Origin of the sequence: Streptomyces sp. NPDC059454 (assembly GCF_042749965.1) — a bacterium.
Classification (GTDB): Bacteria; Actinomycetota; Actinomycetes; order Streptomycetales; family Streptomycetaceae; genus Streptomyces.
This window is the reverse complement of sequence record NZ_JBHYVC010000069.1, coordinates 1-15164: the sequence shown is the minus strand read 5'-3', so window position 1 is coordinate 15164 and position 15164 is coordinate 1. Positions and strand designations below refer to the sequence as shown.

Genomic DNA, 15164 nt, shown 5'->3' with positions numbered 1-15164 from the left:
CCCCGTATGGACGACGCGTCGAGGGACCGGCTGGGGGCGGGGAAGTACCTGTTGGTCACCAGCTACCGCAAGAACGGCACGCCCGTCGCCACGCCGGTGTGGGTGGTGCGGGACGGTGACGCGCTCGGGGTGTGGACCGTCGCCGACTCGTGGAAGGTGAAGCGGATCCGCGCCCGCCGCGACGTCCTCGTCGGCCCCTGCGACGTACGCGGCAACCCGACCGGTGACCAGGTCCCCGCCACGGCGGAGATCTGCGACCCGGCCACCACCGCCCGCTACCGGAAGCTGCTCGCCCGCAAGTACGGCCTCCTGGGACGGCTGACCCTCCTGGGCAGCCGTCTTCGCCGGGGACCGAACGGCACGGTCGGGATCCGCATCACCCTCTGAGCCGCGTGCCGGACCGCGTCCGGCGGTCCGTCAGGTCCAGGCTCGGAACGGCTCGTCCACCAGCTGGAAGACCGGTTCGCCCCGCACCGGGTCCTGGGCCGTCGACAGCCGTACCCGGTCGCCGCTGTGGATGCCGATGGGCGGACCCATGACCCGGCCGCGTACCACGAACCCCTCGGCCATCTCGATCAGGGACGCATTGCGGGCCATCGGGGTGTTGCGGTGCAGCACCGTGGAATGGCGGACCGTCCCGACGCCCCCGCTGCGCTCCGTGCGCAGGTCGCTGCCCTGGCAGACCGGGCAGAGCAGCCGGTGGTACATGGCGGTGCCGCACCAGGTGCAGCGCTGGAAGAGCATGGCCTCCGCGCGGCTCTCGCCCTGGGGATCGAGGACGCCCGCCGCGGAGCCGGCTGCCTGCTGAGCGACGCTTCCTGAGTGGTGGTACACGCTGGTCAACTCCCTGCACTCGGCCGGAATCCCGCGTGCGCGGTCACCCGGCACGCGCGTGCCGGTGCGTCCTGCCACCGCGCACAGCCACAGAGTATGGCACTCAGTGCCACTCGTAAAGGCACTCCGTACCCTCATAGGGGAGTGGACGTCCGCGCCGGGTCACCCGCGGCCGAGCGCGGTCTCCAGTTCCTGCACCACCCGCCACAGCGGTGCCCCGCGCCGCGAGACGACCACCACCACGTCCTCGGGCCCCTCGCCCGCCGTGGCGACGGGACAGGCACCGAACGCGGCCCGCACATGTCCCAGCGCATGGTCCACCGCGGCCTCCGCGTCCCCCATCCCGTCCGAACGCAGCCAGGAGCGCAGCGCGTTGTTGTGCGCGGCGACCACCGCCGCCGCGATCACATCGGCCCGCAGGACGCCGTCGCGCAGACCGGCGAAGCGCGCCCGCAGATATCCGGCCAGCGCCCGCTCGTACCGCCAGACCACGGACAGCTCGTACGCCCGCAGTCCGGGCACGCTCTTGGTGAGGCGGTAGCGCTGCACGGAGAACGCCGGGTTCTCGGCGTACATCAGCAGCACCAGCCGGGCCGCGTCGCAGACCCTGCGCACCGGATCGTCGTCACCGGAGCCCTCGGCCAGGAAGGCCGTCATGTCGGCCAGGCACCGCTCGTGGTCGGGGAAGACCACGTCCTCCTTGGACGGGAAGTAGCGGAAGAAGGACCTGCGGCCCACCCCGGCGAGTGCCACGATGTCGTCGACCGTGGTCTGTTCGTAGCCCCGCTCCAGGAACAGCCGGAACGCCGCCGTGACCAGGGCGTCCCGCATCGGCGGCTTCTCGGCCCTGTCCCCGCGGCCGGGAGCCGCACTGCTGGAGCTCATGCACGGAACGTAGCACCGGGGAGCCGCTGGTGGCACTCGGTGCATGCCGGGACGGAACCCAGTACCGCCGGGGCAGTACGCCCAGGTCGTTCCTATGATCGGGTCACCCCGTCCTCGAGGAGCCCGTATGCCGCCCGCCCGTCCCCGCGTCCTGTACGTCACCGACCTGGCCTACCCGGCCCGCGGACGCCGCTACGGCGACGAGGACGTCTTCCTCACCTCCCGGCTGCGCGAACACCTCGACCTGGCCCTGTGCCACCCGCGGGACGCCGTCGCCCTGATGGACGGCTTCGACGCCGTCGTGGTCCGCAACAGCGGTCCCGTACTGGCGTACCAGGACGCCTACGACGCCTTCCGCGAGCGCGCCACCGCGACCGGCACACCGGTCTACAACCCGCTCACCGGCCGGGGCGACATGGCCGGCAAGCAGTACCTGCTCGACCTGACCGCCGCCGGCCGCCCGGTGATCCCCACCGTCGACCGGCCGGAGGACCTGCACCGGCTGCCCGAGGCGCAGCGGTACGTGGTCAAGCCCAGGCTCGGCGCCGACTCCATAGGCCTGCGCGTCGTCCCCGCGGACGAGGTGCGCGGTCACGCCGACGGGGACGTCCTGGTGCAACCGCACATCGACTTCGCCTACGAGGTCTCCTTCTACTTCGTCGACCACGACTTCCAGTACGCCCTCCACGCCCCGCACACCGAGCGCCGCTGGCAGCTGGAGCCGTACGAACCCACCCGGGACGACCTGGGCTTCGCCCGGGGCTTCATCGACTGGAACACCCTCGACCACGGCATCCAGCGCGTCGACGCCTGCCGCGCGCCGGACGGCGAACTGCTGCTGGTCGAACTGGAGGACCTCAATCCCTATCTGTCCCTCGACGCCCTCGACGACGCCGGCCGGGAGGCGTTCGTGTCCGCCATGACGGCATCCCTGCGCCGCTTCCTGCACGTCGGCTGAACCCGCGGCCCCTTCGTCACGTATCCCTCTGCGCAGGCGGCTCAACTCCCCGCGCGGCACGGAAGGAGAGCGACGTGACGACACCGTCCGAACCGGGGCGGCCGGACGACGGGCCGCCCCTCGAACCCGTCCACGTCCTGCGTCCGCGCCGCACCGACGCACTCGCGGAGCTGTTCCGGGAGTTCGAGCGGGAGGAGCGGGGCGGGTACGAGTCGGTGCCGCTGCCCCGGCCGCCCGCCGGATCCGAGGACCGGACACAGGAAATCCCGCCCGTACCCGCGGCCCGGCACACCTCCGGGATCCGCCGCACGGCCCTGGTGCTGGCCGTGGCCGCCGCCGCGGTGGCGGGCTTCGGCGGCGCGCTCCTGCTCACGGAACACGACGCCGGCGACCGCGCGGCACCCGACCCGCGTCCGTCCACGGCCGCCCCCGTCCCCCCGGCCCCGCCCGCCCCCGCCGAGCCGGGCTTCCTCCGCGAGGGCGACTCGGGCCCCGAGGTGACCGAACTCCAGGAGCGCCTGCTGCGCATCCCGGACGTCTACCGGCCCGGCACCACCGACGGCCGCTACGACGCCACCCTCTCCGCCGCCGTCGCCCGCTTCCAGCTCTGGTACGGCATCCGGGGCGACGAGACCGGCGTCTACGGCGACGACACCCGCCTCGTGCTGGAGTCCCGCACCGGCCGGCCGGACGGCTGACCGGTGGCTACCGATCCTTCGGCACCCGGATGTCCAGCACGCACACGTCGTCGCGGCGTTCGTCCTCCAGCATCGCCTCCAGCAGCGTCCCCAGGGACCCGCTCTCGTCACCGGGGTGGGCCGCCACGGCCGCGGCGAGACGCCCGAGGCCCACGTCGATGTTCTCCGGGGGCCGCTCCACCAGGCCGTCCGTGTAGAGCAGCACCCGGTCGCCGGGTTCGAGGCGGCACTCGGCCTCCTCGAAATGCGGCCCGGCGGCACCGCCGAGCAGCATGCCCCTGGGCCGGCGCAGGTACGTCGCCTCGCCGTCGCGCAGCAGCAGGGGAGGGGTGTGTCCCGCCTGGGCCCAGACCAGGCGCCGCTGCGCCGGCCGGTAGCGGGCCAGCACCATGGTCGCGGTGCCGTGGCTGTCCCGGGAGTGCAGCAGCAGGGTGTTGAGCCGGGCGAGCGCGCCGGTCAGCGAGGACCCGGTGATGACCATGCCCTTGGCGGTGAACCGCAGCTGGGCCATGGTGGCCACGGCGCCGATCCCGTGCCCGGCGACATCGCCGACGACGAACAGGGCGTCGCCGTCGGGCAGTTCGATGGCACTGAACCAGTCGCCGCCGACGTGTATGCCGGCCTGGGCCGGAAGGTAGGCGACCTCGACGCGCAGCCCGGCCAGGTCGACCGCCCCTTCGGGCAGCGGCAGCAGGGCGTTCTGCAGCCGGGCGACCAGGGACCGTTCGGCCTGGAGCACGTCGTGCTGGGTGAGGATGGCCCGCTCGGTCTCCACCAGGGCGAGCTCGGCCCGCCGCCGTGCGGTCAGGTCCTGCACGAAGCCGTGCACCTCGACGGGCGTGCCGTGCAGGTCGGCCACCGCCTCCGCGGCGAGCCGCAGATGCCGGACCCCGCGCGCGCCGCGGACCCGGAACGGGGTGTCCGACGGCAGCCCTTCGTGTATCAGGGCGTCGACGGCGCTGCTCAGCGCGGACCGGTCCTCGGGCACCGCGAGGCCGGGGAGGCCGGCGAGCCGGACGGGCCCGTCCGCCGGGTCCCGGCCGAGGATCGCGAAGACCTGCGACGACCAGGAGGCCTCGGACGTGGTCAGGTTCCAGTTGGCCCAGCCGAGGTTGCCCAGCCGCTGCAGGTCGGCGAGCCGCTGCTCCTGCCGGTCGGAGGAGGCGTGCCGGACCCAGGTGACGACCAGCGCGTCCACCGGCCGAGTCACCCGTACGGAGTACGTGGCCAGCTCGGTGACGCCGTCCACGACCTCCTGGTGGGCGAACGGCTCGCTCTCGTACGTCCCCCCGCCGGCCAGGGTGTCCAGGAAGCCCTGCCACACCGGTGTGTCCGCGAGGTCGGGCCGCACCTCCCGCAGCCGTCGTCCGGCCGGATCACCCCCGGTGCCGCCCAGGACATCGGCCGCCTGCGCCGTCACGGCGTCGACGCGGAAGTCCTCGGTCCCGCCGGACGGGCCACGCAGCGGGGTCAGCAGCATCGCCGGGACCGGCAGCGCCGCGAAGAGCGCCCGTACGGCGTCCGGGAGGGGGTCGGCCGCGGGTTCGGACGGGGCGGTGAACGTACGCAGCCGGCCGGCGCAGAGCCGGACCACTCCGCGCAGATGGGCGCGGTCGCGCGGGGTGAAGGGGCCGGAGCGCCCGCGCAGCACACCGACGCAGATCTCGGGGCCCTCCCCGCCGGGCAGCGGCAGCCAGGCGCGCGAGCGCCATCGCTCGGGCGGGTCGCCGATCAGCAGGTACCGCGTGCTGTCCTCGGCGAAGTCCTCCAGCCAGAGAGGCTCACCGGACTCGAGGGCGTCCAGTACGGCCACCCCGCTGAAGGGGGGCACCTGACGCCACCGGGCGGCCAGCCGTTCGTCGATACCGGCGTGCCCGACCAGTTCGAGCCCGCCGGTCCGGCGGGCGTAGATCATGACCGAGTCCGCGGCCAGGTCCCGCCCGAGGTGTTCCAGCAGGCACCGGGCCAGCTCCTGGGGGGTGCCGGTGTGCACGAGGGCCCGGGCGAGGCGGCTCAGGGCGTCGGCGACGTCGTCGGGAACCGAGGGCGCCGTCGGGTCGGCCCCGGGGAGGCCGGCCGTCGCGTCCCCGGTGTCCTCGGCCGGCCGTGCGGACGGCTCACCGGACCGGGCGGGCGCCAGTTCCCCCAGGACGATCCAGCACTCCTCCAGCAGGGTGCGGCGGGCCGCCTTGGCACGCTGGAGCAGGGTCTCGCCGGCGGCGTCGGCGGAGCACCCGCTCAGCGCCATCACGGCGCCCTTGGCCCGCTCCACGACGGCCGATGTCGCGACCTGCTCGCGCAGCCGGTCCATCTCGGCGCGCTGCCGGGCGACGACCCTGGCCAGTTCCACCAGGTCGGGCGTGGTTCCGGGCTCCACCGGGACAACAGGTTCCCTCATCACGCGACGAGCATCGCACACGTCTCCGGGTTCGTTGACCGGCTTGTTCGCCCGGGATCCGCGGGCGGCCCGGGCCAGGGGTTGTGCGGCCCGGACCAGGGGTTGTGACGTGTGCGCCCGGCGGGGAGCGCGGTCAGCGGCCGGATTCGGCCAGGGCCCGGGTGACCGCCCGTACGCTGCGGGCGATGTGCTGGAGCTGTGTGACCTCGGCCGCGTAGAGCTTGATCGTGTGCTCGATGACCCCTTCGCGCAGTCCTGCCTGGGGCAGGTCGGCCCGGGCGGTCTGCAGGGCGGTGCGGGCCACCCGGATCTCGTGCTCGACCTGGATCTGGGCGTGCCGGGCCAGCAGGACGGGGTGCCGGACGAACGCCGGGTAGCTCGCGTAGCGCGCGGGCACCAGCTCGCGCAGCCACTTGGCCGCCGAGCGTTCCCAGTCGTAGCTGCCGGGGGTCTTGACCTGACAGGGCCAGTCGGGACCGAGTCGCGTGGTCGTCAAGGGCATGATCATCGCTTCCGGGTGTACGGCGTCGTGCGGGTGGACGACGGAGTGGGGCGGCCCCGGCCTAGGGGATGACCGGGGCCGCCACGAGTGGCCGGGCAGGGGATGCCCGGCCGAACACCCCGGCCGCCGGAGCGGGCAGGAGCCGACGGCTTCGGGTGTTCGTGCAGGCGCCCGGTGCTGAGCGGCCGGGCCGTGATCCGTGAGCAGTATTTATATATGCCATCTGGTTTGCAAGACGTATGAAAACATTCATGCGCGCTTTGATGTGGGCGTTTCCCGTGAGGTGCCCCCGGCGGGGTCAGTCCCTGAGGAAGAACTGGTGTTCGTCGGCGACGTGCTCGTACTCGTCGAGCCGGGCCTGCGTCCGCTCCGGATCCGCGTCCGTCATGGCCTGCAGCAGCGCCGCGCACATCACGCCCGGGGCGGCGTAGGAGTCGAACACCAGCCGTGACCCGGTGCCGGTGGCGAAGGTGACGTCGGCCTCGTCCACGATCGGGCCCAGCGCCAGATCGGTGATCAGCGCGACCTTCAGCCCGGCGCTGCGGGCGACCCGCACCGCGGTCAGGGTCTCCTGGGCGTGCCGCGGCATGGAGAACGCCAGCACCCAGGTGCCGCCCGCTTCCCGCGACTGCAGCAGCGCGTCGTAGGCGACGCTGCCGCCCAGCGTCACGAGCCGTACGTCCGGGTGGACACGGCGGGCGGCGTAGGCGAAGTACTCGGCCAGGGAGACGGAGATGCGCAGCCCGAGGACGGTGAGCGGAGTGGACGCGGACAGCCGGCGGCCGACCTCGATGAACCGGTCGGCGTCGGCGAAGTCCCGCCGCAGGTTCTCCAGGTTCTCGATCTCGGCGTCCACCGCCGCCTGCAGCTCGTTGCCCCGGAACTCCTCGGCGGGGCCGGCGGAGCGGGTGCCGAGCGTGATCGACTGGAGCTTCTCCCGCAGCGCGGGGTAACCGCTGAAGCCGACCGCCGAGGCGAACCGGGTCACCGAGGGCTGGCTCACCCCGGCCCGGTCCGCGAGATCCGTGATCGACAGGAACGCCGCCTCGGCGATGTGCTCGATCAGGTACTGGGCGATGCGCCGCTGGCCGGGGGAGAGCCGGGGCCGGTCGAACAGCGTGCGGAGCTGGGCCGTCGGGGAAACCTCCGGGTCCTGGCCCGCCTTCCCCGAGGTGATCGCGGATGCCTGTGCGCGTGCCTGCTGCGGCGATCGCACCGGTGCGCCTCCTTCGTCTCCCACGAGGGTTCAACATAGCCCACCCACCGTGATGACCAGGCCGCTCGCCGGAGCACACCGGACCGCTCCACCGGGGATATCCGCGCCTCCGGCGGGAACCCGCCGACACAGCGAAGCAGAAACCCCCTGACACACCAGGAGCCACCGGACATGACCGTCCCCGAGGAGAACCGGCCGAAGACCCGGGACACCGACGACACCGCGGAGCGGCGGCAGGACGACAAGGAGACGCGCGATCAGGGCGGCACCGGCCGCACGATGCGCGAGGCACTGGAGGAGGCCGAGATCGGGCCCGACGACTTCCAGGAACGCTAGACCACTTGCCGTCCCCCGCCCTCGACCACATCTCAAGCAGGTGAAAGCATGAGCGCCCTGAGCGCACTGGAAGACGCCTTGGAGAACCGATGGGAAGCGCTGTGGGCGCGGCTGTTCGACCGGGAGCCGGTCGAACTCGTCGACGCCCTGCGGCGCGAGTGCGACAGCCACGCCGTGGTGTGCCGGGCGGGCCGGGTGATGGTCCCCAACGCCTACGACGTGGAACTCGCCGAACCCGTGCACGAGGAACTGACCCGCCGCGGCAGCCGCGTGGGACAGGCGCTCACCGACCGGCTGGCCCGGCACGCCGCGCGCCACGGCTACGAATGGGCGGGCCCGCTCACCGTGCACGTCCGCCGGTCCGCCGAGGTCCCCAACGGCCGCTTCCGCGTGGCGAGCAGCGTGATGCCGCATGTGAGCGCCGACGCCTTCCAGCGCGTGGGGCAGCCGACGCGCGGCTGACGGCACGGGCCGGCGCCGGCCCGCGCGATCCGACGCGGTCCGGTCATCGGCACCGACGGACCGGACCGCGTCCGCCCGCCGCCCCAGGACCTCTCATGGACCGCTGCTCCCGCACCGGCCCTTTGCCCACGGGCGGAACCGCCCGCGCGGCGAGCTCCTCCAGCGGGCCACCGGTCAGCCGGCACACCGTCCACTCCTCCAGCAGCTCCGCGCCGAGCGACTCGTAGAACGCGATCGCCGTTTCGTTCCAGTCGAGCACCACCCACTCGAACCGCTCGAAACCGTTCTCCCGGCAGATCGACGCGAGGGCGGCCAGCAGCGCCTTGCCGTGTCCGGCACCCCGGGTGTGCGGGCGGACGTAGAGGTCCTCCAGATGCATCCCGCGCGTGCCGGTCCAGGTCGAGAAGCGCGGGAACCACAGCGCGAACCCCGCGACGCCGCCGGTGTCGTCGTCCTCGGCGATCAGGACGGACGCGGCGGGGTGCTCGCCGAACAGGGCCGCGCGGAGCTGTTCCTCCGTGGCGCGGGCCTGACCGGCGGCCTTCTCGTAGGCGGCGAGTTCGCGGATCAACGCGCGGATCTCGGGGACGTCGTGCACGGTGGCTTCTCTGATCACGGGAGGAGAGCCTGCGTCACCGGGCCGCATCCCGTCCAGCCGGTTCCGGCCGGCGGACCACCAGGTCGGCCCTGTCCCGCGTCGACGCCACCAGCTCGGCGTTGCGCCGGTCGCTGCGCTCGGCCCACGCCACCGCCTCCTCGTGGCTCTTGCCGAACTCCTCGTGCCGGGCGATCAGCCGCCGCAGCCGCTCCTCCTCGTCCAGGACGCAGAACCACACCTCGTCGAGGAGCGGCCGGACCCGCGCCCACGCACCGGTGTCCAGCAGCAGGTAGTTGCCCTCCGTCACCACCAGCCGGGCCGTCGGCGGTACCGGGAGCGCGCCCGCGACCGGCTGCTCCAGCACCCGCTCGAAGCCGGGCGCGTACACGACGTCGTCGTACGCCTCCTCGCGCAGCCGCCGCAGCAGCGCCGCGTACCCGGCCGCGTCGAAGGTGTCCGGGGCGCCCTTGCGGTCGCGGCGGCCGAGGCGTTCGAGTTCGGCGTCGGCGAGATGGAAGCCGTCCATCGGCACATGCGCGACCCACGGTTCCCCGGTGCCGTTCAGCTCCCGCACCAGCCGCTCCGCGAGCGTGGACTTGCCCGCGCCCGGACTGCCGGCGATGCCGAGGATCGCGCGCCGGCCGCCTTGCGGGAGGGCACGGGCACGGCGGAGGAGGTCGTCGAAGGTCGGTGCCACACAGGAGAGTGTGTCACCGGAGAAGCAGGCGTCCTGCCGCCATGTGGTCCGCGCCACTCACTGTTCGGCGCCGTACGGGGAACGGTGTCCCCTATGACGGATCTGGGTCTGCCCGATGACATCCTCGCCTGTCTCTTCGACCTCGACGGCGTCGTCACCAAGACGGCCGTCGTCCACGCGGCCGCCTGGAGGGAGATGTTCGACGCCTTTCTCCGGGAACGGGACGGTGACGACTTCCGGCCCTTCACCGACGCCGACTACGACGAGTACGTCGACGGCCGCCCGCGCGCCGACGGCGTCCGCACCTTCCTCGCCTCCCGCGACATCCGACTGCCCGAGGGCGGACCCGGTGACACGCCCGACGCCCGCACCGTGCACGGCCTCGGCAACCGCAAGAACGAACTGCTGCTGGCGAAGATCCGCACCGACGGCGTGGAGGCCTACGACAGCACCCTGCGCTACCTCGCCGCCGTCCGCGCCCGCGGACTGCGCACCGCGATCGTCTCCTCCAGCGCCAACTGCCGTGACGTCCTGCGGTCGATCGGTGCCGAGGACCTCTTCGACGTCCGCGTCGACGGCGTGGTCGCCGCCGAGCGCGGGCTGCCCGGGAAGCCGAAGCCCGACACCTTCCTCGCCGCCGCCCGGGACCTCGGCGTGGAGCCGTCCCGGGCCGCCGTGTTCGAGGACGCGCTGGCCGGCATGGACGCGGGCCGCGCCGGGCACTTCGGATACGTCGTCGGAGTGGACCGGGTAGGTCAGACCGACGCGCTGTACGCGCACGGCGCCGACCGGGTCGTGACGGACCTGGCCCACCTCGGAGGTGACAAGTGATCACACAGCGGGCGTATGCCGTCGAGCCGTGGACCGTGCGCGAACGCAGCCTGGACCTGGGCGTCCTGGCGCAGAGCGAGTCGGTGTTCGCCCTGTCCAACGGCCATGTCGGCTGGCGCGGCAACCTCGACGAGGGCGAACCGCACGGCCTGCCCGGCTCCTACCTCAACGGCGTCCACGAACTGCATCCGCTGCCCTACGCCGAAGCCGGTTACGGCTACCCGGAGTCCGGCCAGACGGTCATCGACGTCACCAACGGCAAGGTGATCCGGCTGCTGGTCGACGACGAACCGTTCGACCTGCGCTACGGGCGGCTCGTCAGTCACGAGCGGACCCTGGACCTGCGCCGGGGCGTCCTCGAGCGGGTCTGCGAATGGACCTCCCCGGCCGGCTCCACGGTCCGGGTGCGCTCCACCCGGCTGGTCTCCCTCACCCAGCGGGCCGTCGCCGCCGTCGCCTACGAGGTCGAGCCCGTCGACAGCCGCACCCGTGTCGTGGTGCAGTCCGAACTGGTCGCCAACGAGAGCCTGCCCGGACCGGACGGCGACCCGCGCGCCGCCCGCGCCCTGAAGTCCCCCCTGGAACCCGAGGAGGCCTTCGCCGAGGACCACCGGCTGCGCCTGGTGCACCGCACCCGGCGCAGCGGCCTGCGGGTCGCCGTGGCCGCAGACCACGTCGTCGACGGCCCCGAAAGCACCACCACCGGCTGCGAGAGCAACGAGGACGTGGCCCGGCTGACCGTGACCTCCGTCCTGGAGCCGGGACAGCGGCTGCGGGTGGAGAAGCTGGTCGCGCACGGCTGGTCCGGCGCCCGTTCCCGGCCCGCGATGAGCGACCAGGTGGAGGCGGCGCTGGCGGCCGCCGCGCACAGCGGCTGGCAGGGCCTCCTCGACGAACAGCGCGCCTACCTCGACGACTTCTGGGCCCGCGCCGACGTCGAGGTCGACGGCGACGAGGAGATCCAGCAGGCCGTCCGCTTCGCCCTCTTCCACGTGCTGCAGGCAGGGGCCCGCGCCGAACGGCGCGCGATACCAGCCAAGGGCCTGACCGGCTCCGGCTACGACGGTCACGCCTTCTGGGACACCGAGGTGTTCGTGCTGCCCCTGCTGATCTGCACCGTGCCGGACGCCGCCGCCGAGGCGCTGCGCTGGCGGCAGAGCACCCTCCCGGACGCCCGCGAGCGCGCCACCCAACTCGGCCTGCGCGGGGCCGCGTTCCCCTGGCGCACCATCGAGGGCTCGGAGGGCTCCGCCTACTGGCCGGCCGGCACCGCCGCCTTCCACGTCAACGCCGGCATAGCCGACGCCGTGGTGCGGTACGTCCAGGCCACCGGTGACGAGCGCTTCGAACGCGACACCGGTGTGGAACTGCTGGTGGAGACCGCCCGCCTCTGGCGCTCCCTCGGCCACCACGACGACCGGGGAGTCTTCCACATCGACGGCGTCACCGGACCGGACGAGTACAGCGCCGTCGCCGACGACAACACGTACACCAACCTGATGGCCCGGGCGAACCTGCTGGCCGCCGCCGACGCCTGCAAACGCCACCCCGACGCCGCGGCGGCCCTCGGCGTCGACGAGGAGGAGAGCGCCGGCTGGCGGGACGCCGCCGAAGCCGTGCACGTCCCCTACAACGACGAACTCGGCGTGCACGAACAGCACGCGGGCTTCACCCGCTACCAGCGCTGGGACTTCGCCGGCACCCGCGCCGACCAGTACCCGCTGATGCTGCACTTCCCCTACTTCGACCTCTACCGCAAACAGGTGATCAAGCAGGCGGACCTGGTGCTGGCGATGCACACCTGCGCCGCCTACTTCGAGGAGGTCTTCGACGAGGAGCAGATCGCCCGCAACTTCGCCTACTACGAGCCGCTGACCGTACGGGACTCCTCGCTGTCGGCCTGCGTCCAGGCCGTCCTCGCCGCCCGCACCGGCCACCTGGACCTGGCCCACGCCTACACCGCGGAGGCCGCCCTGATGGACCTCGCGGACCTGGAGCACAACACCCGGGACGGACTGCACATCGCCTCCCTGGCCGGCACCTGGACGGCGCTGGTCGCCGGGTTCGGCGGCATGCGCTGGGACGACGGCAGCCTCCGGTTCACCCCCCGGCTGCCGTCGAGGCTGCGCCGCCTGGCCTTCACCCTGCGGTTCCTCGGCCGGTGCCTGCGCGTGGAGGTCACCGCGGACCGGGCCACGTACACGCTCCGGTCCGGACCACCGCTGACCATCCGTCACCACGGCACCGAGCTGACCGTGCGCGAGGGCGCCCCCGCCGAGCGTCCCGTCCTGCCGCCCCGGCCCCGCCCGGCGCCCGAGCAGCCCCCGCACCGGGGCCCGCACCCGCGCTGACCGGCGGCGGGCCCCGGGACGGGTGGCCGTATCCCGCCCTGCGGGCCCGCCGCACGCGGGTTAGGTTGTCGGTGATCTCCGGAACGCAGGTCTCCTGGAGCCCGTCCTTCAGAGCGCAGGGCCCGTGGAACCCGGGACCCGATGACGCGCGGGAATGAGGGACGGACGATGACCGACGGCACCGGTGCCCTTCTCACCGGCACACGGCGCGAGCAGCGGGCCGGGCCGGGCCCCTCACGGCGCGGCGGCACCCGCCCGCTCGCGGTGCTCGCCGCCGTCTTCGCCCTCGCCCAACTCGCCCTGGTCCGCCCCGTGCTGGGCCTCGGCTGGGACGAGATCGTCTACATCAGCCAGGTCACCTCCCACCACCCGGCCGCCTTCTTCAGCGCCCCCCGCTCCCGCGGGGTGTCCTTACTGGTGGCGCCCGTCGCGTCCTGGTCCGATTCCACGGCGCTGCTGCGCGTCTACCTCGCCCTCCTCTCCGGCCTCGCCCTCTTCCTGGCCCTGCGCTCCTGGCGCGGCCTGTTCCCCACCCGGGTCCTGGTCACCGCCGGCGCCTTCTTCGCCTCCCTGTGGATGACGCTCTTCTACGGTCCCCAGGCCATGCCCAACTACTGGGTCGCCATCGGCGCGCTGACCGCGGTCGGCTGCTTCCTGCGCCACCGCGCGGACCCCTCGTCCGGCGGCCCCCTGTGGGGAGTCGTGGCGGGGTCCGCGCTCATGGCCTGGATGCGGCCCACCGACGCCGTCTGGGTGACGGTCCCGCTCCTCCTCCTCGCCCTGGCCGGCCGGCACGGGCGGTCACTGCTCGCCCTCGCCGGCGGTCTGCTGGCGGGAGCGGTCCCCTGGGTGGTCGAGGCGTACACCGCGTTCGGCGGCCTGCGGGAGCGGCTCGCCGAGGCCTCCCGCGTCCAGGGCGGGCTCGGTCTGAACATCGCCGTCGACGACCAGCTGCGCAGCCTGGGCGGACGCGCCCTGTGCCGTCCGTGCACGGGCTCGATGCCCCACCCGGTGATCACCCTGTGGTGGTTCGTCCTGCCGCTGCTCGCCGTCCTCGGACTGATCGTCGCCGTACGGGCCCGCCGCGCCCTGCGCACCGTGGTGCCGCTGGCCTGTGCCACGACCGCCGGCCTGCCGTACCTGTTCATGATCGAGTACGCGGCCCCCCGCTTCCTCCAGCCCGCCTACGCCCTGCTCGCGATTCCGGTCGCCGACGCGCTGTGGCACCTGGTCACGGCACCGCGCGGAAAGTGGCGGCCGGCTGCCACCACCCTGGTCGCACTCGGGCTGGCCGGTCATCTCGCGGTGCAGCTGACCGTCCTCGTGCACACCGTGGACCGCAACGTCGACAGCCGCCGGGACTGGGCCCGCACGGCCGAGGAGCTGCACCGGCTCGGTGTCCGCCCGCCCTGTCTGATCACCGGCCACGAGGCGATCCCCATCGGCTACTACACCGGCTGCTCCTCCGGCTCGACCGCCGGGAACAACGAGAACACCACGGCCGGGGAGATCCTGCGGACCGCGGACCGCGTCCCGGTCGCCACCCTCACCGGGCCCGGCGGCACGCCGCCCCGGTACGCCCGCCCCTGGCCCGTCCACCGGCTCGGCGATCTGGAGGCCCGTGTCGCCCCGGCGCCCGGGCCGGAGGGTTCCCGCGGGTGACGGGCTGCCCGCGCGCCCGCAGGGGTGACGGACGACGCGGGGGAAGTCCGGCGGAGCCCGCGTGAGGGCACGAGAGCCGGAAGTCTCGGGGCGGCCGCGGGATGCTCCCCGCCACCGGGCGCACTGGGTTAGGGATCGCGTGACGGGAAACGCGGATCTGACACCGCGGACGAACGAGCCGACGCAGCGTGACAGGGAGGAAGCCATGGGCACCGAGCCGATGGGGGACGACGCGTACCAGCCCACCGGGAGCAATGAGGAGCAGGAGGACGCCGCGCCGCTCGACATGCAGGACGCCCTCGACGAGCGGACCTACGACGACACCCTCGACGAGGGCTACTCCCCGCCGGAGAAACCGCTCGGTGTGACCAAGTACGGCACCACGGCCTCGGAGCAGCACGACGGGGAGACCCTCGACCAGCGGCTGGCCCAGGAGGTGCCGGACGCGTCCGCGCCCGCCGGGGACGAGGTGGGCGACCTCCCCGGCGGCGAGGGCGAGCCGGTCGACCCGGAGGCGGGCACCGCCCGTGCCGGACGCCTGGTCGCCCCGGACGAGGGCGCCCGCACCGACACCACGAAGGAGTCCGTCGCCGAGGACGTCGGCATCGACGCGGGAGCGGCCGGCGCGGAGGAGGCCGCCATGCACGTCGTGGAGGACGGGACGGCGCTCCCGGAGGACCGGGACGGAACCTGACTGACCCCGGCACGGCGCCGCCGGCCCGGTGCACGCTCGCAC

The 15164-nt window shown here is 73.5% G+C and carries 16 protein-coding genes; 9 read left to right on the top strand and 7 right to left on the bottom strand.

Annotated elements, in window-relative coordinates; translation table 11 throughout:
• The first annotated feature begins 6 nt into the window (after positions 1 to 6).
• Positions 7 to 387 (top strand): PPOX class F420-dependent oxidoreductase, encoded by a 381-nt coding sequence (locus ACFXAE_RS31185; protein ID WP_384721309.1) that lies wholly within the window; start codon positions 7 to 9, stop codon positions 385 to 387.
• A gap of 30 nt (positions 388 to 417) precedes the next feature.
• Here the strand turns inward: ACFXAE_RS31185 and ACFXAE_RS31180 are convergent, their stop codons facing one another.
• Both ACFXAE_RS31180 and ACFXAE_RS31175 read right to left on the bottom strand, forming a co-directional pair.
• A complete protein-coding gene (locus tag ACFXAE_RS31180; RefSeq protein WP_384721306.1) occupies positions 418 to 834 on the bottom strand; it encodes a Zn-ribbon domain-containing OB-fold protein in 417 nt (138 codons plus the stop codon).
• 162 nt (positions 835 to 996) lie between these two features.
• Positions 997 to 1719 (bottom strand): TetR family transcriptional regulator, encoded by a 723-nt coding sequence (locus ACFXAE_RS31175; protein WP_384721303.1) that lies wholly within the window; start codon positions 1717 to 1719, stop codon positions 997 to 999.
• 127 nt (positions 1720 to 1846) lie between these two features.
• On the opposite strand from ACFXAE_RS31175, the gene ACFXAE_RS31170 reads away from it, so the two are divergent.
• A complete protein-coding gene (locus ACFXAE_RS31170) occupies positions 1847 to 2677 on the top strand; it encodes a hypothetical protein (RefSeq protein ID WP_384721300.1) in 831 nt (276 codons plus the stop codon).
• 74 nt (positions 2678 to 2751) lie between these two features.
• Positions 2752 to 3375, top strand: a complete 624-nt coding sequence (locus tag ACFXAE_RS31165; protein ID WP_384721297.1) for a peptidoglycan-binding protein — start codon at positions 2752 to 2754, stop codon at positions 3373 to 3375.
• A gap of 7 nt (positions 3376 to 3382) precedes the next feature.
• On the opposite strand, the gene ACFXAE_RS31160 is transcribed toward ACFXAE_RS31165, so the two are convergent.
• From ACFXAE_RS31160 to ACFXAE_RS31150, 3 genes are all read right to left on the bottom strand, one after another.
• Positions 3383 to 5773, bottom strand: a complete 2391-nt coding sequence (locus ACFXAE_RS31160) for a SpoIIE family protein phosphatase (RefSeq protein WP_384721294.1) — start codon at positions 5771 to 5773, stop codon at positions 3383 to 3385.
• Between the two features lie 133 nt (positions 5774 to 5906).
• Positions 5907 to 6281 (bottom strand): hypothetical protein, encoded by a 375-nt coding sequence (locus ACFXAE_RS31155; protein ID WP_384721291.1) that lies wholly within the window; start codon positions 6279 to 6281, stop codon positions 5907 to 5909.
• A 292-nt stretch (positions 6282 to 6573) separates the two neighbouring features.
• Positions 6574 to 7491: a MurR/RpiR family transcriptional regulator gene (locus ACFXAE_RS31150; RefSeq protein WP_217134205.1), complete on the bottom strand. Its 918-nt coding sequence runs from the start codon at positions 7489 to 7491 to the stop codon at positions 6574 to 6576.
• A gap of 171 nt (positions 7492 to 7662) precedes the next feature.
• Here ACFXAE_RS31150 and ACFXAE_RS31145 point away from each other — a divergent pair, with 171 nt between their 5' ends.
• Both ACFXAE_RS31145 and ACFXAE_RS31140 read left to right on the top strand, forming a co-directional pair.
• Positions 7663 to 7827: a hypothetical protein gene (locus ACFXAE_RS31145; protein WP_384721288.1), complete on the top strand. Its 165-nt coding sequence runs from the start codon at positions 7663 to 7665 to the stop codon at positions 7825 to 7827.
• Between the two features lie 48 nt (positions 7828 to 7875).
• Complete coding sequence (locus tag ACFXAE_RS31140; protein WP_384721285.1) at positions 7876 to 8289, top strand: DUF3662 domain-containing protein; 414 nt, start codon at positions 7876 to 7878, stop codon at positions 8287 to 8289.
• 43 nt (positions 8290 to 8332) lie between these two features.
• Here ACFXAE_RS31140 and ACFXAE_RS31135 read toward each other — a convergent pair whose 3' ends face one another.
• Positions 8333 to 8905 carry a GNAT family N-acetyltransferase gene (locus tag ACFXAE_RS31135; protein WP_384721282.1) on the bottom strand — a complete coding sequence of 191 codons (573 nt, stop codon included), beginning with the start codon at positions 8903 to 8905 and terminating at the stop codon, positions 8333 to 8335.
• Between the two features lie 16 nt (positions 8906 to 8921).
• Positions 8922 to 9584 carry a nucleoside/nucleotide kinase family protein gene (locus tag ACFXAE_RS31130; RefSeq protein ID WP_384721279.1) on the bottom strand — a complete coding sequence of 221 codons (663 nt, stop codon included), beginning with the start codon at positions 9582 to 9584 and terminating at the stop codon, positions 8922 to 8924.
• A gap of 93 nt (positions 9585 to 9677) precedes the next feature.
• On the opposite strand from ACFXAE_RS31130, the gene ACFXAE_RS31125 reads away from it, so the two are divergent.
• The 4 genes from ACFXAE_RS31125 (at position 9678) to ACFXAE_RS31110 (ending at position 15122) form a co-directional block, all read left to right on the top strand.
• The gene (locus ACFXAE_RS31125) at positions 9678 to 10415 is read left to right on the top strand and encodes a beta-phosphoglucomutase family hydrolase (protein WP_384721276.1); all 738 of its coding nucleotides are present in this window, start codon (positions 9678 to 9680) and stop codon (positions 10413 to 10415) included.
• On the top strand, positions 10412 to 12766 hold the full coding sequence (locus ACFXAE_RS31120; RefSeq protein WP_384721273.1) for a glycoside hydrolase family 65 protein: 2355 nt from the start codon (positions 10412 to 10414) through the stop codon (positions 12764 to 12766). The genes ACFXAE_RS31125 and ACFXAE_RS31120 overlap by 4 nt, the downstream gene beginning before the upstream one ends.
• 168 nt (positions 12767 to 12934) lie before the next feature.
• Positions 12935 to 14428, top strand: a complete 1494-nt coding sequence (locus tag ACFXAE_RS31115) for a hypothetical protein (RefSeq protein WP_384721270.1) — start codon at positions 12935 to 12937, stop codon at positions 14426 to 14428.
• A 205-nt stretch (positions 14429 to 14633) separates the two neighbouring features.
• Positions 14634 to 15122 carry a DUF5709 domain-containing protein gene (locus ACFXAE_RS31110; protein WP_384721267.1) on the top strand — a complete coding sequence of 163 codons (489 nt, stop codon included), beginning with the start codon at positions 14634 to 14636 and terminating at the stop codon, positions 15120 to 15122.
• Positions 15123 to 15164 lie beyond the last annotated feature (42 nt).